The following is a 19,271-nucleotide window of genomic DNA, read 5'->3' as shown; positions in this document are numbered from 1 at the left end:
CAAACAGTCTATCTACTAGGAGGCAATTGACATGTCAGATCTGACTAAAATACTACTTACCTGTCTCGGTTTTCTTTTAATTTTATCGTTGTTATTGTTGGGGATTCGTAATCTGATGGGGATTAACAAAGGCTTAGGTTCCCGAATCTTGGCTGGCTGGTTTATGGGACTTTTTGTCGTCGGCGCTGTACCGCTTACTTTTGCATTGTATACCTACATCACCGATGAACGTTTGGATGCCAACATCGGGTTAGGACTTGCGATGCTGTTTGCCTGGGCATACTGTGCGCTACTGTTGTGTGGTGTGGTGGGCGTGTGGGGAAGGTATTGGTGGCGTGGGAAAAGGAAGTAATGGATCGATTTTCAAATGATAAGAGGTGTAAATGTGGAGTCTCTTGAAGTAGTATTTGACTTAAGAACGGAATATTTGAATAATATGCTCTTTCATGATTTCAAGCTTACTCCAGATAATATTATATCTTCGAATTTTTATGATAAAGAGGAAGAAAGAAATAAGGAGTTTAAAGACATAACAAGCTTTTCTGAATTTTTTACCATCCCGGGGACGGGTACAATTACTGTAGATAAGCTTCGTTTGGGTATAACTTTGGAACAGCTCCTTCTTCTATTGTCATTTGATGGAGAATCAGGAACTGTTGAGATTAACTTTTCGGAGATAGAACTAATCGAAGATCGTATTTTTGACAAAGAAAAAGTCTAGGATTATTGAAATATTTTTATCTATTTATGGAACGTTATGATGTTGAATCTGTAAAATTTGGTTATGAACCTGCAATTCATGATGATACCTGTTTAATTGAACTGAAAAAGTGGTGTGACTCCGAATAAGGATATGTTTAATTTTAATTTGCTTTAGTGGAGGTAAAATGTTTGATCAAAATGTGATAGTAGATTGGGCTAAGTCCCATAATGTAGAATCTACAGCACGAAATTATTGCTTATCGTGCGTAAACAACTACTTGGCAGAGTCTCCAGAAGACGAGAAACTGTTTTTTGGAAAGTACTACTCTGAAAAATTAATGCTAGAATTAGAAAAAGTTTATTGCATAATAAATTGGAATGAACCTGAATATTCTCACATTATTGCCTTAGTCCCCATCATTTACGACGGCAAGGAAATTGGCAGATATGAGTTGTTTTATAGGATGTCAGGGGAGATTTACGATGACCTGTTAGTGATAGATGGGCAAGAACAGTTAGTTTATTAAGTCATTCTTCAAAGGATGTTACTAAAAAAGTAACGGAAGAACTGTAGGTAAGTCGAACAGCTATGCATCAAGTGATTGAATTTATGGAGAGAGAGGATGTTTCCTTTATTCCTCCAGCGCAGCCCGATATTATAGTTAAAGAATTAACAGAAAAGATTATTCAAGAGGCGATCGAAAGTTATGCTGAAGAAGATGCATTCTGGCTGAAAATATATGCTGTGGCAGACCACGGTAGGGAAGTATTTGATATGGACAAAATTAATCAAGCCTTGAAAGTAACCAAATGATCTCCGTGGAAAATAATGAGATGAGGTTTTGCACTTTAATGAATTATTGGGAATTATTTGGATATTTGACCCCGAAATGCAAACCAATTAATAGTTTCAGTAAATATAAACGGATACTTGAGATCATATTGGCGACCAAGTGATTGAATCGACCTTCACTCATCCGTTCTATGTGAAAGGTAAAGAATGGACGTTTGTCAATGATCTCAAGGTTGGAGACTTGCTTGTTCAGAGCCATGGGAATACGCTCAAGATAGACAGCTAATGGGGTAGAAAAATATTAAACTAGGCAGTATGATGATTTCAAATTTAAGGATAGGTAATTCCTAGAGAGGTACTTTATGAAAGTAAAATGTATATCTAATAAAAGCGATTCATTATCCACTAAGGCAGGTTACCCAATAAATTATCAATGTGAGTCGTTAATTATTGGGGCAACATTTAATGTGTATTCGATCGGCCATTGGGATAATTACATGTTTTACTTATTGAAAGTTGATCATCAGGACCCCGATTTAAATCTTGACCCGGTATGGTTTCCGTATGAATGGTTCGAAGTTATTGATCAAAAAATTCCAAATTCTTGGTACTTCAATTTTATAGGTGAACCAAATCGCGAACAAATTTCAACGATCCTTGGCTATAAAGAAATCGCGTTTAATTTCGACCATCATGTCGGATTAATGGAGAGAGAAAAGTACCACTTAGATTTATTTTACAAAATGAAAGCTGAAATTGATAACTAACGCTAAAACCTTGGGGATTAACACCCTCAAGGTTTTTCTCTCCCCGATTAGTGCCAAGTAAATCGGCATGGCTAAGGGTTGCTAAGTTTATTCATTCGCGATGGCGTGATGATCGTCCCGATTGGTAAATATGGAGACGGTAGTCAGTTGAACAAAATTAAAATAGTGGCAAACAACGCGCATGATTATCAAATTAGTACTGAATCCCAAAGTGAGTAACTGTTTGGTTTAATGGGGGGATTGTGTGAATGTAAATTATGAGCACCGCTCGCCTGAAGAAAACGAATTAATCGCTATGCGTAAAGAGCTCCAGCGTCTACGTATGGAGAATGATATTTTAAAGCAAGCCGCGCTGATCATGGGACGAAAGTAGCTATCATCCAGAATAACCGTGATAGTTACTCGATATCAGCAATGTGCGCCGTCCTCGACATCGCCAAAAGCACGTTCTATTATGAAGCGAAGGAAGAGCCAAGCTTCAGGAACGAGGATTCATCGTCTCCAGACGTCGTATTGTCGAATCATGCAAGAACATGGCCTTTTCTCCATGTACACTATTGCCCGGTTTAAGCCTCACAAAACAGCTTGTAATGACGCGACAATAGCGGTTGATAGGTCAAGGGAGGGGGATGATGTTCAGTATGTATTTAGAGAATACAATCAATATTAAGAAAAATTTTATTTCTCTTGCTGAAATCGTGCGCCCACAGTTGTTAAGAGAAGATTTTTATAGATTGGATCAGCAAATATAATGTTTCGTATATTTTAAAATAGTTCTTTTAAGCCGGAGATCAAGTAGGATAAAATGATGGAGGAAGGGCGGCTATAATATTGAGTATACAATTGACGGTGAGTTTTCCGATGAATTTTTCTCGATTTATTAAAGCAGACATGAAGAAGATTGAGTGCAACAGTAACGAAATGCACTTCGGAAGGAATGGAAAATGAAAGGTAAGTTTACATTTCTCATACGTGATGAGGTCTTGGACTTTGATGATATCAGTGAAAGATTAAGAATGAAACCGGAATCGATTACCAGAAGGGGACAATCCATAAAGAAGGGGGGCGAACTTCAGGCTCCATATGATATCTGGTCATTTGATGTGTTAATAACGAAAGGCGCCGAGCCCGAGGAGGCTCTGAATAATTTATTGGATAAGTTGAACCAGAACTGCAAACAAATAAATAGTTTGATTAAACAATACAAGGAAGTAAACATAAGCGGGTATTTAAGATCAGATTATGGTCAAATGGGGCTGGAGATTTCACATGTGACGATGAAAAAAATGGTTGGTTTAGGACTTGGGCTTGAGATACATATCTTATCTTATGGTGGAGTGATTACAGGGGATGAATAGTCGAATTCTCCTCTCCACTTGTTTGAATACGGCAGTGTATGGAGGAAAATAGTGTGATCAGGGCAACTGCAGATGATGTCTTAAAAATTGTAGACAAGTATTCACGTCTTGATATTGAAAATGCTTCTCCGATGGATGGGCTCCGCGTGGCCCTTTTAGATGTATATTGTCGTTCACTTTCGCAATCTGAAGCAAGAGAGAAAATTACTTTTAAGTGCCATAATCTAGCCCATGAGGACAAGTTTTTTGACTTTTTCAGTGATATTTTTATCAATGATGCCGAGAGTTGTTTTATTTTTATTCAAAAATCTAATTCCGAATCTTCTCGAAAGATGATGAAAGCTAAAGGGCTTGATGATGCAGAAATAGAGTATTGTTTTTTGATCAATACAGGAATACAGCTATGCGAAATGAATTGTATCTCAGACAATAATTGTGGGATGGAACGGTTTTTAAGAGTTGTTTTAAATGCATACAGAATTATAATGTGATCACTTGGAGAAACGAGGAAAGTTATGAATCTTACTAAGATACTATTAAAAGAGTTGCAGGATGGCCTAAAAGAACTTTCGTTTGAGTTTGAAGGTTCTTCTAATCCTTGGGTTTTTGTTAGATCCAGAGAAGGATATGTACAAGAATATATTGAGATTGATAAAAGCAATTGGGAACCCAATGCAATCCGGTGTACGTTTCAAACAGGCTCGAAATCTGTAAGTAGTACTAAGCTTGAGAGGCATCAAGTAAATGAGTGGTACATGTATCAAGATAAAGAAGAACTAAGAAGCATTTTTAAACATTTTCTAAAAATTATAGAACAATTTGCGTTACCATGGTTTGCTAAAAACACAGAATTCACTCCACCTCCTGCGCCCAATTATTTAGAGGGAAACTGGAGAAATCCAATTGAAAATTTTGTGAACAATAACAAACTTAATCTACATAGCTCGGAGAGCGTTGAGATATTGGATCAACTTGTTATAAAAGGACTTGTGCAAGATGAAATTTATTATGTTAGTTATTGTTTTGGCGAAATAATCAGGAATCAATTCGGTGGGCAATGGAGATATGACGCAGAAAAAGGGCCGAGAATGGATAACATTGGTGGTATTGCTGCGTTTAAGCGTTGGCCTCATACATTAGTTAATATAGTCATTAAAGAAAAAACGCTGTCACTAAAGAGATATTTCGAAGATATTGCATATGTAGTAGCAGGTTAAAGGATGATTACTTGGCTGAAATGAGTTGATTTTATGTATGATAAAATGATAGCTCCTTTTGAAATTGTACCCTTTGAGATTATGACAAAATTAGAAGCTAGGACTTATCTTGGCTGGTTTACTTCTGAGATTCCAAAAAGAATAGAAGTACTGAGAGCTTTTTATCACGAGATGACAGGTGCATCTCCAAATGACTTGGATTTATCAGAAAAATCTTTGGGGATTTTGTGGAAATGGTTTATTCCTCGAATTACGATGGTTCCAAAGACGGCAGTAGAGTTGGAAGAAGAAATTAGTATGACGCCTGAATGGTTAAGAGATGAGGTACTTAAAAATTCTGAAAAGTTTAATGAAGAAACTAGTTCAATTATTATTGATATAGGCATATACTTTGGTACAGTTTTCACAAATTTATTTTCTAGCCTTGACTGGGGAGTTGTTCATACACCTAAAAATTATGTATATGTGAACCGCCCAGTTATAAAAGGGTTTGGGAAAGTAGAAATGAATGCAATTGCAATTGTTTATAACACCTCTCTGGCATATGTAAGAAAAAGAGGTGATGAAAGACAATTGATTGATTTATTTAATGTTTGGAAGGAATATTTATAATGTATTCTAAAGTTCCAATGTGGAGGCAACATATGGATTCAAGATTAACGACTTCAATAGTCTTGTATGGAAAAATAGAATCAGATGATATGTCACAATGGCAAGCTTTTTATCATTTGTCGAAACAAATAATCAACAGTCTTAACCTTGAGCCCAATTATATTGGAATTTCTGGAGATTTATTTTCCGGCAAGAAAATTAAAACTTTAGCTCGGATGGAAAAGAAGCTTTTAAAATCTTTTGAGAATAGTGAAGACATTGAATCTCTCGAAATATATGCATTACCTGAGAACTTTACAGTCGCCGCTTTTGATTATGATGTGTACATCTCAAGAAGTAAGGAAGTCGTTTTCGATTATATTTTAGCAACATTTACTTCCGAAGCTTTTCAGAATTTAGATCGGGAGCAATTAGTGAAGTTATTGCAACAGTGTATTGATGCAGACTCGGCAGAAATTTTTGAGTTAAGTCAATAAGAGAGCCCGGTAATTTATGCTTCCAAAGCCAATGATCCATCATCGTTTAAAACACTTCGTATTTTAGAGACAGTTACGAATTAAGGCAAGTCACAAAATGATAAGGAGTTATAAACTAGATGATCAATCGGTATTCTTTAGTTGATGAAGAGAGTAGTTTGACCATTGGAAAATCCTTGGATTTGGTTAGGTTGACTGGAAACTTTACCGAAACCGTCGGTGATGAGGACTTTCATAAAGTAACGCTAGTGCATTTTCAATATAATGATGAGTTGGTAGCTTACTGTAAGGAGAAACAAATTAGTATTAACAATATAGAGATTACTATTCTTGATCACGAAGAGAATTCAATAGGATCATATTATTTTGTACTTAGAGAACCTCTTTCATATAATCGATTTACAGAATTTAATGAAGTTTTAACACAGTTTGAACTGGTTGGGGATTTGTCCCAAGTGGCAACAGAAGAGAGTCTACTCATTTGGAATATGCGAAGAAAACCTCTAGCTAATACGAACGAATGGGTAGGCCTATCTCTAGAACAACGAATCGGATGGTTGGAAGTTGCCCGATTATATCGAGGAACCCAGCTTCATTCTCAGGAGCGGCAGAATGGCATATATCACATGGATGCGACTAACATTGAGGACTCCTCTTCTTTTTATTGTGCCTTAGGTGAGGCTATTAACGGTCCAGGAGGATACTATGGATTTAACTTGGATAGTTTGTCCGACTGCTTTTGTGGTGGATTTGGAGCCAAAGCACCATTCGTAATTATTCTTCAAAATGTAGATCATGAATGGTATTTAAAAGAGGGTTATTTTCAACAGTTAAAAGAAGTGCTAGCGGATGGAAATGTAACGTTAGTTTATAGTTGATCTTATAAGAATCATGGGTAATCTGATCAATAATAGATAGTATATAAATAGTACATAAATAGAGAGGTTGTTCATGAATAATTACTATTTCTCATTCCCCATAGATAAAAGCCGGGCTCAAAAAGCGATTGAGATTATCCGTGCATTTTATTCGCATCCATTCCCAATCGGAATTGTTATATACCAGGACTCGTATGAAATTACACAGAAGTTAGGCCGGAAGTATGACACTGTGCTTCAGACAAGAATGTTGCCTTTCAAAGAACTTACAACACGGACGGGACAAGTAGATTGTTTCATCATTCAAAATGTCCATGAGATTGAATTTTTTGTTCAACATGAAGGTTGTGCTGTTAACGTTATTGTGTTCGATCCTCTCCTAGATGGAGAGCGGGCAATAAAATATGGATTCCGGATATTTGAGAATGTGGAATACTACGAATTATCTATTGCTGGATTGGAAGAAGCGGAGTTTCAAGAACTGGCAACGGAATTGAATCGAATTCACGGAGTGGAACAACTGCACGAATATTAGGAGAGGTTAGTTATGGAGACTTTAACGTGGATTCAACACAGGTATGATCAGAACTGTGATGGAGAATGGGAGCATGTGTATGGTGTGAAAATTCAAACGATCGATAATCCGGGCTGGTATGAGGAGGAATAACGAATGAATATCAGAACGATGTTACCTGAAGATAAATTTGATGTCGAATCCGTAGAGAAACTTGCCAAACGGAGTAACGATGAACTGAGAGATATTTTACCCGAACTTATGGAGTGGTTGCAGGATGGGAATTGGCCGATTTCGAAGCCCGTGGAGGATTTGCTGTTAAGATTCGGAGACGAATTGATTCCTCATATTCAATATGTATTTCAAACAAGAGACTGTACTTGGGAGTATTTTATGCTGACTGGGCTAATCTCTCGATTACCTTTAGAATGTCTGCGTATGTTAAAACCTGATTTAGAAAGAATCATAAAATGTCCCACGGATAGCGAGATACTTGAGGAACTGGACGAAGTCATCGTACCTATGCTGAACCAGTTATAGTCGTGAAATCGGTACGTTTGTCCGAAAATTGCAATTTGTTAAGGAGTAACTACATATATTCAATTTATTTATTTAATTCTAAAGGCCCTCAGACCTTTACTGCATTCAAACAGTAGAGTTTGAGGGCTTTCTTTCATATAGGCCAACTACAACCTGTTTCTTAATCAGCAATATTCCCCGCCATTTTCAGGCGACGTGCAATCTCCTTGAAGTCCTCTTGTGAGATGCCCGGTGCGAATTCTTCCTCCACCGCCGGAGCGCCGGGGATTGGGAAGCCTTGAGGAATGCCCTGAATGACCTCCAGAGGTTGTCCATCTTCGGGATGTGTGCCTTTCCAGATCTGGTCGATGGCATTGAAGTCTTTATCACTATAGGTGTACAGCTTGGTGTGTACGCCTTTTTCTTCGTATTTACGAGCCTCGTTGAAGGCTTTGTTATCCAGAGAAGGGATTGGGATCAGTTTGGTTACATTGACACCTGTCGCGATTTCAATCGCTTTGGCATATGCCACCACGTGCACACCTCCACGCACGAGCAGGAAACCGACAACTTCGCGAGCTGCGGGATGATCGGTCATTTCGTATACTTTCATCTTGTGCGTACGGGCCCCACATTCGAGGAAGAAATTATGTAGCAAATCCTCTACCAGATTGCCACTGTTGAAGACATTGGCACCTGTCCACGGATTGCCCATCGAATCAAAAGGCATCGCGCCTTGTGCACCTGCCAGAAAATGATATGACAGCCTTGCATCCTTAACGGAACCTAGCGGCGTCTGATCAGGTTCTTTATATTCGGTTGATCCTCGGAGACAATGGTTAATTCCATGGGATACCAGCTCAACGTGTCCTAATTCTTCGGCCGTAATACTCATGACAAGGTCATAGAAAGGCTTCAGTTTTTCTTTGGAGCGAAAATTAAAGGATTGGTAGAGGTAGTTGTTCAGTGTGGACATTTCTCCAAATTTACCACCAAGTAATTCCTGTATAGCTGCTGCTGCATTGGGATCAGGCTTTTCGACGTTGGGAATTTCAATCAAAATTTCATCCAGACGTTTGAACATGCAGATATAACCTCCTCGAATATGGGGTGAAAATGGACTCGGGCGGACGTTGGATTTAGCTTGGTCAGTCAAAGCCCATTACACGAAATATGGATTTTTTAAACAGATAAACTATGAAATGGGTCTAAAGGGGCATGTACTATTTGCTACACCTGCTTGAGTAACATGTTGAATGGTTCACCGTTTGGTATTTCCATTTTCATAATTATTATGTACAATCAGACAAGTTGTTCTATGTGTTGCGCTGATCTTTGGTCATGGATTCGAAGAAGAAAGGAAGGAATACATATGAGATTTAGATGGATACATATCGTATGTTTAATGATGAGTTTAATCATGATGTTAACGTACATAAACGGTGCACATGTCGTAGCAAGCGGTGTGGGGGATGATGTTAAGGTGGATGAACAGACAAGGCAAATACTTATGGAGAAGTATGGTTTAGAGCCTACAGAAGAGTCCCAGGCAGAGCAGGATTTTCTTTCCGGGGATTGGGGGATGAGCTTCAGTAATACTTCCGAGGTAGATCCATTGGTTAAACTGATGCCGGTTATTCCATTTTGGCTGTTGCCAGTGGTCTGGATTTTGCGAATCTGGGTGTAAAATGTAATCCGAACGGGCACGATATCAGAAAACACATTCTCCCAAGGAGTGAAATGCATGAGAGTGCTTTTTATAACGATATTAACGCTTGTTCTAGGTTTCGCAGGCATCTCAACGACCATTTCTGCAGCAAGCAGCAACATTCCGGAATATGCGAAATGGGGCATCATCGCCGTGAAGGAAACCCAAACGAAGTACAATGTCGACATTCTGGATTACAAACATATCGGCCGTTCGTCGCTTAGCGCGAATCAGTCCAGAGAACAGTTCAAGCTGTGGGTTCGTGCCAAAGACGGCAAGCAATTTGCTGTTTATGTTAATGTGGATTTTAATCCGAATACGCAACAGTTAAAAACAGTGCAATTTTCTGAATCAGATCGTCACTAGCACGTTGGGAAATGAGTTCTTATTCTCAATGAGCATAATATGAGTTACGAGTTACCTTCCCATCTTCACCTGAATAACCAGACTTCCGTTTTACGCGGAGCATGTCTGGTTTCTTTATTTTCTTAAATTCCTTTTTTTGTTATTGAATAAAGAACTTATGTTCGCATATAATGGTTAATAAAAACAAACGTTCTTATTGGAGGGATGACCATGCTAGGAAAGTATGTTGGCCAGATGGTGGAGCTTGTGTACATGGATCGTGCGGGACAGATTACGCAACGGCAGATTCGAATTAACAGCATGCGAGGCGGAGTAATTCGGGCATCTGATGGGATGGAAGGGGTACCCCGGACTTTTCTGGAGCAAAATATTCTGGCATGGCGCCCTGTAACGGATCGGAATCGGAAGGGAGAACTGAAGTATGCTGAACGACTTTGAACGTAAAATATTGCGTATTATTGTCAACTATGCAGGTCAGCAACGTCGAATTCCACGTATGGATGAACTGGAAACCAAGACAGGGCGCAAGCCGGCGCACATACGGGAGTCACTACAGGCGCTTGAACAGAACGGATATATCTCTTGGCCTCAACGATCTACGCTGGAAAATATACAGATTTTGCAGGCCTGGGAACAGGAACCCAAGCCCATGCGGAAAGCTCAACCTGCTGGCAATGCAGTAAAATATTTTACGGATTACTGATTCGTTGAGGGGCGAGTAGTACGCCTAGGTGTAGCAGACTTCTGCAGAAGTTACAGCAAAAACGCCAATCCATAAGGATTGGCGCTGTATCGTGAATACATTTATCAGAAATTCGGAAGCTGGTCAAGGTTGTTGGTCGGGTCGCCGTCGGCATCGCCGCGAATATACATTTCTCCATCCTTGCCTTTGAATACATTCACACCAGCGATTGTTCCAGCCTTCACTTCGTTCAGAGCTTGCTGATAATCCAAAATACGGCCTGTCGATGTCTGGAAGGCGGTCAAGTCACCGTCACCATTCTTTTGTACTGCTGTGAACGTTTCGCGTGTTGTCTGATCCATCATGTCACACTCTCCTTCTATGACCAAATGGGAATAGGTTTACCCTGTTAGCCTGTCCGAATTCGGGAGAAGTATGCATTCTTTGCAACATTCCGAGATTAGCTCTGTAATGGAGGTAGTGCCTGTGATACGGAGTTGTGCTACTGGCTTATAAGCTTTTTCTCATACGGACATGTAGGATATCGGCATCGTAAAAAGGTTCTTCCGAAATCACTTCGTAACCGAGTTTATCGTAAAACTTCTGCGCCTGACACTGGGCATCCAGCAGCGAGTAGGTTAATCCAAGCTCGCGAGCAAGCTCCTCCATCGCTAACAGGAGCACACGTCCATACCCGAAAGAACGGTAGGATTCCAGTACAGCAATTCGCTGCATTTTGGCCGTATCTTTGCTGTAATAGATCAGACGACCTGTGGCGACAGCCTGCCCATCGGTATGAAGCAATACATGATGCACGTCAGGACTGATAACATCGTATTGATCTATTTCAAGTTCTTCAGGCACTTGTTGCTCAACAACAAAAACCTGACGGCGAATACCAAGAGCTTGCTTTAATTCTTCTTCTGTTGTGACATAACTAATCTCTGCTGCCAAATTCGATTCCTTCTTTCTGCTCCATGCGCACAAGTTCAGACTGCATTATACAAAAAAATACTTTTCCTGTATAGTTAAGTTTGGTACATATTGGGGCTTTGGAGGAGGGGAGAGTCATGGGAATGGCGGCTATTATGACCATTACATTGCTTATGTCGGCGGGCATGATCGCTTTGTTATACTATGTGACCAAGAAGGCATACTCACACAAATGGGATGAAGAAGAGTGAGTATGTACTTCTGATAAAGGCTCTAGATCTGACTCTGCCATTCAAGGCAATAACTCACTGTTTCCCTGAGGGGAGTATACCTCTTGATTTACGGATTTGGAGTAGACGTCCATCCAGACAGGCAGCGATTCATTTTGTTCATTCGGTTGGTGCAATTGCTGAAATTGTACCGTATGCTCGTCCCGTTCCAGCCTGCAACCAGTCAAGGTACAGGTGAGAATGAGCAAAACAGCAACATGAGTAGCAGTTAGCTTCCAGTATTTATTATGGTGTTTATTGTTATGGTGTGGATTAAGCGATTGGTCAGTATTTTTATTCATCATCACTATACATTCTCCTATTGCAGAATATTGTAAGCTTTCCATTATTGTGCTCCAATATGGATGATTTAAAACCAATTTAGTGATTGACAATGAACACGTTTACTTGGTATGATACTGTTACTTCATTGGATTTTGATTTATATATGAGGCGTCCAATTGAATCAAAAATTGTAACTGTATATAATCTAATTAATGAAGGGCGATAGCTCAGCGGGAGAGCATTATCTTGACAGGGTAAGGGTCGTGGGTTCGATCCCCACTCGTCCTATACATAAAACAATATTTACAGCCGAGACAGCCCATACACGGCTGTTTTTTGCTTTATCTTAATTCAAATGAAAAACTACTATCTAGAAAGATAACTGAATATGGTACGAACCAGAAGACTACCTACAAAAATATGGGGTGGTCTTTAATATATTTTATTGATTTAATGCTATAATCGAAGTACTAGTTAATTGTAAAAGCAGTTATAGAGAGTTTTGAATATATAACAGAAAAAAGATATGGTGGTGAATTAATTGAAGCAAATTAAACGGGTTGCAACCCTATATCGCGTATCTACAAAAGGACAGTTGGATGGAAATGATATACCAATGCAGCAGCGAGCTTGTAGAAGAATGATTGAAAAGCAGGAGGGGTGGAAGTTAGTAAAAGAATATTCTGAAAGAGGAGTCTCAGGTTTCAAAGTATCTGCTTCCAACCGAGATGTAATTAAACAGGCTAAAGATGACGCTGAAAATGGATTATTCGATGTACTGCTAGTATTCATGTTTGATAGATTAGGTAGAAAAGATGATGAGACACCATTTGTACTTGAGTGGTTTGTAAACAGAGGAATTGAAATGTGGTCTGTAATAGAAGGGCAACAAAAAATTGAAGTAAATGCAGATAGGGTGATTAACTATCTTAGATTCTGGCAGTCGAGCGGAGAAAGTAGAAGAACTTCTAATCGCGTGAACGAAAAGCATATGCAAATGGTGGAAGATGGCATATTTAGAGGTGGCGGTATACCATATGGGTATAGAAGTGTTGATTCCGGCAAATTTAATAAAAAGGGCAAGGTGTTGCTTAAATTAGTAATACACGAAGAAGAGTCTTTGGTTGTGCAAAGGATGTTCCGACTGGTTCTAGACGAAGGATACGGACAACTAAGGATAGCTAAATTGTTGAACGAAGAGAATATTCCCACAAGAAAGGCTAAACATTGGGGGGCGGCTACTGTGAATGTCATACTTAAAAACCCTATCTATAAAGGAATAATGAGATATAGGAAAGGATCGGGAGACGCCGTATTCTCTGAACCTATTCCTGAATTAATGATAATATCCGAAGAAGAGTGGAATTCAGCTCAAGATATTAGAGAAAAAAAGAATCCCAAAAGTAAGCAAAACAATGATAGTTCTGTGCCGATGAGCACAAAAGGAAGTTTACTTCTAACTGGAATAGCGAGATGCGGGTGTTGTAACTCAAGGCTAACTTCAACAACATTTGTGAATAAATATAAGGCTGCTAATGGAGAAATATTTAGATACAATCAAAATAAAAGTTATCGGTGCACCGGAAAATTACAAGGGAAAACCGATTGTAGTGGTCAAGCTACTTTCTCTTCTAAGATGGTTGAGAGACAAGTAATGAAGCAAGTAAATAGTCACTTAAATCAACTCGAAACAATAGATTTTAGTTCGGAAATGGATTTAATCAAAAACAAAATATCAAATGAGGAAGAGAAAAAAATTAAAAAGCTGCAGTCTATACTTGAAGAACATTATAATGAGCTATCCGTTCTTAACGCCGAAGTCCCAAAATCAATTATGGGCAAAAGCGCCTTCAAACCAAAGATGCTTAATGATCTTATCGAGAAGAAGGAATTGGAGATTACTCAAACTACCAAAGAGATGAATGAAACTGAAAAAATACTATCCTCTAAAAAGATTGAATTGTCTGAACTGGAAACATTAATGGAGTATATTCCGGTTTGGCAAGATGTTTTTGATGAAGCGTCAACGGAAAAGAAGAAAATGATGTTAAGTACGATGATTGATGTTGTTTACGTCAGCAAAGAGAAAATTTCAGTAGAGATCAAGGTTAGACTTAAAGAGTTTTTGGGACATTTATCGAGTGAAAGTAAATATTCAGGGAGTTGACACAGGTGAGGGGGAGTGCACTACTGATTATAGTGAGAAGTCTTGCATAGCAGGACTTCTTTTTTTATTTTTAAACAAAATTTAAACCAAACCTAAATTCAACGTAAGATTGATCTCTTATTGTTGTAGTAAGCAAACAACATACAACAGAGGAGAGAGAAAATGCACGCTTCAAAAAACCATTCTACTAACAAAAACGTGATTAAAAAGGCCATATTAAGCACAATGGTACTGGCGCTCACAACATCCTCATTTATCCACACTACGTATGCCACCTCTTCGAAGGGGGAGAGCTTGGCTGCGAGTTCTGAGACAACGCAGAAAGCGTTCCAGATGCAACAAGCTTTTCGCATGCGCTCACAACAAGCCATGTCTCAAGAACAATCCCCGATTCAGTACCAGATCAAAGCACGTCTGGACGAAAAAGATATGACAATACAGGGTAGCCAGACGGTGACCTACCCGAATACGAGCAAAGATACCCTTCAAGAGTTGGTCATGCATACCTATGCAGATGCGAATCGATCCAAAGCAACACAAACAATTATGTATACAGACCAGAATGAGCAAATAGCCAAAGAACACCCGGAGAAGAAAGCGTCAGATTTTTTGGGCGGGATGGATATTGTGGAAGTGACGCAGCAAGGAGAGAAGCTTCTTTTTGATAAGAAAGATCAGGCATTACATGTACAATTGAAGGCACCTCTACAACCGGGTCAGTCAATTACTTTCCAAGTGGATTATCGGATCGACATTCCTTATGGCATGCAACGAATATCGTATTACAAGGATCAGGTCAACGGAGCACATTGGTTTCCTGTGATGTCTGTGTATGACGAGACTACACATCAATGGAATAAGACACCGTACAGCACTTCATTCGAGAGTGATTACTATACCTCATCCGATTTCGATGTTGAGTTCAATGTGCCTGAGTCATATCAGATGGTCATGCCGGGAGATATCACTTCCAAAAACAGTACTGAACAAGGACGGAAAGTGGTTACAGCGCACGCAGCGAACACCAGAGAATTTGCTTTTTTTGCTGGCGCCAACTTAAAGGTAGAACGTGAGACGCGTAATGGTCTAACCGTGGAATATTTTTATTCGGGTGATGATCCTGCCAAAAAAGCTGCGGTGGACAAATACATTGATTATGCATTTAAAGTCATAGCGTTCTACAGTGAGAAATATGGTAAATATCCATATCCCGAATTTCGTGTCATCGAGACTTATGTGGATGGCTTTGGCGTGGAGTATTCAAGATTAATACAGATGCCGCAGCGTCCTGCGGGGTTATCGCCTGAAGAGGATACCACGTTTATACATGAGATTGCACATCAGTGGTTCCATGCTTTAATCGGGAACAATTCAGAAACGGAATCCTTTTTGGATGAAGGTTTTGCCGAGTTCTCCACGGTGTATTTTTTAGAAAAGCAGGGCAATAAGCTGGGAGGGTTCAGATCGATTCAGCTCGATCCGTCACCTATTGATCTACCCATTGCTTCTACGAATGAACAAGTAGGAGACATGGCTAATTATGTATTTTACCAAAAGGGACGTCAGGCCATTTATCAATTATATCGCTCTGTTGGTGAACAAAAATTTGATGCGTTCATGAAGGAGTATTTTAATCGCTTTGTCTATCAAAACGCTACAATCGATGGATTACTTGGTACTATTGAGGATGTGCTTGGCAAAGAACAGCGCCAAGACATGGAAAACGCTCTAAGGAAGCCAGGATTCGAGCTTAAGCAGGAATATCAAATGTCGGAGAAGGAACTTGCAGCATATATGCATGATGCCTATCAGCCGCAGTATGAAGCAGTGTTGAATAACATTCCAAATCTGCCTTACGAAGTGATGATTCGTTTAATGGAAAAGTCCTTTCGAGGGGAGCCATTAACCATTGTACTTGGAGATCAGGTGAGCAAAGAAGCAGCAAAACAACAGGAACAAGCGACCAGCAAGTTAACTCAGATTTTTGATGTATTTGGCATGAAGTACGATGTAGTTCGGGATCGAAAACAGTTGAAGCAGAAGCTGAAACGTGAGATTGGCAGCAGTAACCTCATTCTTGTTGGTAATGCGAAGTCAAATGGTATTGTGCAGGCTCTGAAACAAAGCATGAACGACCGGGCAGGTAACATCGGTATGGACTGGAAAGATGCCATGAAAACAGCAGGACATTCCGGAGCGTATGCCATTAAACATCCGTATAATCAGAATCGTCTCTTGATTCATTACTATTGGAACGGCGACCATCTCAGTACCAAGGCATCAGCATCCTTTATGGAGAAGATTCTGGAATCTCTAACGCTCTCTAATGACATTTACCAATCCTATGAGCTGGATGGCAACGGTAAATTGAAAGATAGCAAAAAAGTCGAATGATGCATTTAGCCACCATAAAGTAGAAGTGAAAAAAGAAATGTTTATGAGGAGTCGCACTAGAAGGCGGCTCTTTTTGCTTGTTCAGTTCCATTTAAGGTTTCTCTTTTAAACTTCTCTGTAGCAGGAATATAAAAGAGAACAAAAGGTGGGAAATGGCATGATAAACAACAAATGGCGAAATGTTATGACAACTACAGTGATTGCTTCGATGTTATTAGCGGCTTGTAGCAATGAGAGTGGAGCTCTGCAATCAACAACAACGACTACAACTACAGAGAACCAATCCACAGAGGATCAGGCGAAAACGCTGGATTACACACAAAACTTCAATAAAACAGAAGTGATGTCTTTCTCCATTGATGTAGATGAGGATGCCTGGCAGGAGATGCTGGATACGGCAACAGAGGAAAACTATATCAAGGCCAATGTAACGATCAATGGAACAACAATAGAAAATGTAGGTATACGAGCCAAAGGAAACTCCAGTTTGAGGCAAGTGGCACAGGACGATTCAACCGATCGGTATAGTTTCAAAATCAAGTTTGACAAATACGTCAAAGGTCAGACCTGGAATGGTCTTGATAAAATGGTCGTGAATAATATGATTTCCGACGCCAGTTATATGAAAGAGTATCTCAGCTATGACATCATGAGTTATATCGGAGTTGATGCACCGCTGTTTTCTTTTGCCAACATTAACGTAAACGGAAAGGCGTGGGGGTTATATTTGGCTGTTGAAGACATAGACAGCGGATATCTGGCACGTGCGAAGAATGGTGAAGGAGAGATCTACAAACCCAATAACGATGGCAATATGGGAGCGGGCGGAATGGGAAACCCAATGAGAATGGGGAACCCGCCAACAGAAGGGGATGCTGGAGGGATGGGAGACCGTCAGCCTCCTGAAGGCATGGAGCCACCAAGCGATCAAGGTGAAGGAACAGGCGATGCCAAATCTCAGACTGCCAACACTCGCGGAGAGGGTGGTCGGGGGTTCGGCAGAGGCGGTGGAATGAATGGCGGCACGAACGGCGTATCCTTAGTGTATACGGATGATAAAGTGTCCAGTTATTCTGGCATTTTTGATAATGCAAGGACCAAAACGACGGAAGAAGATGAAAAACGTGTGGTTGAGGCACTCAAAAACTTGAATTCGGGCACCGATCTTGAGAAGTATGTGGATGTGGATGCTGTGCTCAAATATTTTGCAGCTCATAATGTGGTTGTGAACATGGATAGTTACACATCCAATATGGGGCATAACTATTATTTATACGAGAATAACGGCAAGATCAGTATGTTGCCTTGGGACTACAATATGGCTTTTGGTGGATTCCAGGCAGGTTCCGCATCCGATGTGGTCAATCTTGCCATTGATACTCCGTTATCGGGCGTAACGATGGAAGAACGGCCGATTCTAAGCAAGTTGCTGGAGGTTCCTGAGTACAAAGCGAAGTACCATGAATACTTGCAGGAGATCGTGGACGGTTATTTTGCCAACGGAAAATTTGAGCAAACGGTAGAGACGTTAAACAATCTGATTACGGATTACGTAAAAAATGATGCGACTGCGTTCGTGACATATGACAAGTATAAAGAAGCTGTTGCTGAATTGACCAAATTAGGAACATTGCGTGCCGAGAGCATTCAAGGACAGCTTGATGGAACGATCCCTTCCACTACAGAAGGGCAAAAAGCGAGTGCGGATAAGCTGATCGATGCATCTTCCGTTGACCTAAACAAATTGGGAGATGGTCTCAAAGGAAACGGCATGAGGGGTGGATTTGGAGGCCCAGGGTTCAATCGTAATTCCGGAAATCAAAATCAACAGAGTGAAAAAACGGAGCAATCTGAAACATCAAAATCGGATACATCCCAATAAACTCAGATGTCATTCCGTTTTCCATTGCTAGGTATTTGAGATTACACGAATGTTTGTGCTTTGGTTTTGCCTTAAAACAATATAGAGAGCTACCTTACAAGGTCGCTCTTTTTTTATTTTAAAAAACTATTTACAAACCAAATTAAATTGTATACAATCAATTTGTAGACAAGTTAAAAGAAAACATGTTCAAAACATATAACAAAAACTTAAATCGGAAGAGGAGAATTTTAATATGAAAACTCTATATGAAACGACAGTTATTAATACAGGTGGACGCCAAGGGATCGTACAATCCCCGGATAACGTATTTATGATGGATGTAGCTACACCCCCTGAACTTGGAGGTCAAGTCACAACAGCGACTAACCCGGAGCAATTGTTCGCAGCAGGATACAGTGCATGTTTTAACTCTGCGTTGGAATTTCAATTGAAAAAGCACAATGTAACGATTGAACGCAGCACAGTATCTGCAACTGTTGCCTTGGTAGCGGACCCGGCAGATGGTGGTGTAAAGCTGGATGTGGAGCTTGAAGTAAAAATTCTCGGTCTGGATGAAGAAACGGCTCAAAAATTTGTGAAACTTGCTCATGAATATTGCCCTTATTCCAAAGCGATCAAAGGTAATGTTAACGTTAAAGTGGAGCAGGCGTAAGCAGACAGGTTACGTAACGTTCCTCATAGAATGAAATAAATGCCACAGAGAAAGACCTCCGAGGAATTGGAGGTTTTTTGCTTATACTCGCTTA

At 39.9% G+C, this 19,271-nt stretch carries 28 protein-coding genes and 1 tRNA gene; 25 read left to right on the top strand and 4 right to left on the bottom strand.

Translation table 11 applies throughout. The features are described 5' to 3' along the window. The first annotated feature begins 31 nt into the window (after positions 1-31). The 16 genes from M3629_RS13195 to M3629_RS13125 all read left to right on the top strand — a co-directional run bounded on the left by M3629_RS13195 (position 32) and on the right by M3629_RS13125 (position 7,857). Entirely contained in the window at positions 32-352 is a 321-nt protein-coding gene (locus M3629_RS13195; RefSeq protein WP_251506989.1) for a hypothetical protein, read from the top strand. 33 nt (positions 353-385) lie between these two features. Continuing rightward, complete coding sequence (locus M3629_RS13190) at positions 386-721, top strand: hypothetical protein (RefSeq protein WP_251506985.1); 336 nt, start codon at positions 386-388, stop codon at positions 719-721. 166 nt (positions 722-887) lie between these two features. Then, entirely contained in the window at positions 888-1,229 is a 342-nt protein-coding gene (locus tag M3629_RS13185; protein WP_251506981.1) for a hypothetical protein, read from the top strand. Positions 1,230-1,291: 62 nt separating this feature from the next. Next, positions 1,292-1,516 (top strand): hypothetical protein, encoded by a 225-nt coding sequence (locus tag M3629_RS13180; RefSeq protein WP_251506977.1) that lies wholly within the window; start codon positions 1,292-1,294, stop codon positions 1,514-1,516. Between the two features lie 139 nt (positions 1,517-1,655). Further along, positions 1,656-1,781 (top strand): polymorphic toxin-type HINT domain-containing protein, encoded by a 126-nt coding sequence (locus M3629_RS28665; protein WP_353056747.1) that lies wholly within the window; start codon positions 1,656-1,658, stop codon positions 1,779-1,781. 76 nt (positions 1,782-1,857) lie between these two features. Beyond that, positions 1,858-2,262: a hypothetical protein gene (locus tag M3629_RS13175; RefSeq protein WP_251506973.1), complete on the top strand. Its 405-nt coding sequence runs from the start codon at positions 1,858-1,860 to the stop codon at positions 2,260-2,262. 244 nt (positions 2,263-2,506) lie between these two features. Beyond that, entirely contained in the window at positions 2,507-2,635 is a 129-nt protein-coding gene (locus M3629_RS28835; protein ID WP_435368220.1) for a hypothetical protein, read from the top strand. 571 nt (positions 2,636-3,206) lie between these two features. Further along, the gene (locus M3629_RS13165) at positions 3,207-3,620 is read left to right on the top strand and encodes a DUF4279 domain-containing protein (protein WP_251506969.1); all 414 of its coding nucleotides are present in this window, start codon (positions 3,207-3,209) and stop codon (positions 3,618-3,620) included. Between the two features lie 53 nt (positions 3,621-3,673). After that, positions 3,674-4,111: a hypothetical protein gene (locus M3629_RS13160; RefSeq protein WP_251506964.1), complete on the top strand. Its 438-nt coding sequence runs from the start codon at positions 3,674-3,676 to the stop codon at positions 4,109-4,111. A gap of 24 nt (positions 4,112-4,135) precedes the next feature. Beyond that, entirely contained in the window at positions 4,136-4,837 is a 702-nt protein-coding gene (locus M3629_RS13155; protein ID WP_251506961.1) for a hypothetical protein, read from the top strand. 33 nt (positions 4,838-4,870) lie between these two features. Further along, on the top strand, positions 4,871-5,449 hold the full coding sequence (locus tag M3629_RS13150) for a hypothetical protein (RefSeq protein WP_251506956.1): 579 nt from the start codon (positions 4,871-4,873) through the stop codon (positions 5,447-5,449). Positions 5,450-5,481: 32 nt separating this feature from the next. Beyond that, a complete protein-coding gene (locus M3629_RS13145; RefSeq protein WP_251506952.1) occupies positions 5,482-5,925 on the top strand; it encodes a hypothetical protein in 444 nt (147 codons plus the stop codon). A 119-nt stretch (positions 5,926-6,044) separates the two neighbouring features. Continuing rightward, positions 6,045-6,803 (top strand): barstar family protein, encoded by a 759-nt coding sequence (locus M3629_RS13140; RefSeq protein WP_251506948.1) that lies wholly within the window; start codon positions 6,045-6,047, stop codon positions 6,801-6,803. A gap of 73 nt (positions 6,804-6,876) precedes the next feature. After that, positions 6,877-7,338 (top strand): hypothetical protein, encoded by a 462-nt coding sequence (locus tag M3629_RS13135; RefSeq protein ID WP_251506944.1) that lies wholly within the window; start codon positions 6,877-6,879, stop codon positions 7,336-7,338. A 12-nt stretch (positions 7,339-7,350) separates the two neighbouring features. Beyond that, a complete protein-coding gene (locus M3629_RS13130; protein ID WP_251506941.1) occupies positions 7,351-7,470 on the top strand; it encodes an Imm53 family immunity protein in 120 nt (39 codons plus the stop codon). A 3-nt stretch (positions 7,471-7,473) separates the two neighbouring features. Then, positions 7,474-7,857 (top strand): DUF5071 domain-containing protein, encoded by a 384-nt coding sequence (locus M3629_RS13125; RefSeq protein ID WP_251506897.1) that lies wholly within the window; start codon positions 7,474-7,476, stop codon positions 7,855-7,857. A 160-nt stretch (positions 7,858-8,017) separates the two neighbouring features. On the opposite strand, the gene M3629_RS13120 is transcribed toward M3629_RS13125, so the two are convergent. Beyond that, positions 8,018-8,920 (bottom strand): manganese catalase family protein, encoded by a 903-nt coding sequence (locus tag M3629_RS13120; protein ID WP_251506875.1) that lies wholly within the window; start codon positions 8,918-8,920, stop codon positions 8,018-8,020. A 288-nt stretch (positions 8,921-9,208) separates the two neighbouring features. Here M3629_RS13120 and M3629_RS13115 point away from each other — a divergent pair, with 288 nt between their 5' ends. The 4 genes from M3629_RS13115 (at position 9,209) to M3629_RS13100 (ending at position 10,613) form a co-directional block, all read left to right on the top strand. Further along, positions 9,209-9,523, top strand: coding sequence for a hypothetical protein (locus M3629_RS13115; RefSeq protein WP_251506873.1), 315 nt, complete (start codon positions 9,209-9,211; stop codon positions 9,521-9,523). Positions 9,524-9,580: 57 nt separating this feature from the next. After that, positions 9,581-9,910, top strand: coding sequence for a DUF3889 domain-containing protein (locus tag M3629_RS13110; protein WP_251506870.1), 330 nt, complete (start codon positions 9,581-9,583; stop codon positions 9,908-9,910). 210 nt (positions 9,911-10,120) lie between these two features. After that, positions 10,121-10,348 (top strand): hypothetical protein, encoded by a 228-nt coding sequence (locus M3629_RS13105; protein WP_090923691.1) that lies wholly within the window; start codon positions 10,121-10,123, stop codon positions 10,346-10,348. Then, on the top strand, positions 10,332-10,613 hold the full coding sequence (locus M3629_RS13100) for a hypothetical protein (protein WP_251506867.1): 282 nt from the start codon (positions 10,332-10,334) through the stop codon (positions 10,611-10,613). Before M3629_RS13105 ends, M3629_RS13100 begins: the two co-directional genes overlap by 17 nt. 104 nt (positions 10,614-10,717) lie before the next feature. Here M3629_RS13100 and M3629_RS13095 read toward each other — a convergent pair whose 3' ends face one another. The 3 genes from M3629_RS13095 to M3629_RS13085 all read right to left on the bottom strand — a co-directional run bounded on the left by M3629_RS13095 (position 10,718) and on the right by M3629_RS13085 (position 12,099). After that, positions 10,718-10,954 carry a DUF3892 domain-containing protein gene (locus M3629_RS13095; protein WP_090923789.1) on the bottom strand — a complete coding sequence of 79 codons (237 nt, stop codon included), beginning with the start codon at positions 10,952-10,954 and terminating at the stop codon, positions 10,718-10,720. A 148-nt stretch (positions 10,955-11,102) separates the two neighbouring features. Next, on the bottom strand, positions 11,103-11,546 hold the full coding sequence (locus M3629_RS13090) for a GNAT family N-acetyltransferase (protein WP_251506866.1): 444 nt from the start codon (positions 11,544-11,546) through the stop codon (positions 11,103-11,105). Between the two features lie 271 nt (positions 11,547-11,817). Then, positions 11,818-12,099, bottom strand: a complete 282-nt coding sequence (locus M3629_RS13085) for a hypothetical protein (protein WP_251506864.1) — start codon at positions 12,097-12,099, stop codon at positions 11,818-11,820. A gap of 196 nt (positions 12,100-12,295) precedes the next feature. Here M3629_RS13085 and M3629_RS13080 point away from each other — a divergent pair. From M3629_RS13080 to M3629_RS13060, 5 genes are all read left to right on the top strand, one after another. Then, positions 12,296-12,367: transfer RNA gene (locus M3629_RS13080), tRNA-Val, on the top strand. A 253-nt stretch (positions 12,368-12,620) separates the two neighbouring features. Further along, complete coding sequence (locus M3629_RS13075) at positions 12,621-14,246, top strand: recombinase family protein (RefSeq protein ID WP_251506862.1); 1,626 nt, start codon at positions 12,621-12,623, stop codon at positions 14,244-14,246. 294 nt (positions 14,247-14,540) lie between these two features. Then, positions 14,541-16,640 carry a M1 family metallopeptidase gene (locus tag M3629_RS13070; protein WP_251506848.1) on the top strand — a complete coding sequence of 700 codons (2,100 nt, stop codon included), beginning with the start codon at positions 14,541-14,543 and terminating at the stop codon, positions 16,638-16,640. Positions 16,641-16,797: 157 nt separating this feature from the next. After that, entirely contained in the window at positions 16,798-18,522 is a 1,725-nt protein-coding gene (locus M3629_RS13065) for a CotH kinase family protein (RefSeq protein ID WP_251506836.1), read from the top strand. A gap of 235 nt (positions 18,523-18,757) precedes the next feature. Continuing rightward, positions 18,758-19,177, top strand: coding sequence for an organic hydroperoxide resistance protein (locus M3629_RS13060; RefSeq protein ID WP_090923686.1), 420 nt, complete (start codon positions 18,758-18,760; stop codon positions 19,175-19,177). The last annotated feature ends 94 nt before the right edge of the window (positions 19,178-19,271 follow it).

The organism is Paenibacillus polysaccharolyticus (assembly GCF_023714295.1).
In the GTDB taxonomy this organism is placed as follows: Bacteria; Bacillota; Bacilli; order Paenibacillales; family Paenibacillaceae; genus Paenibacillus; species Paenibacillus polysaccharolyticus_A.
This window is presented reverse-complemented; position numbering and strand designations above follow the sequence as displayed.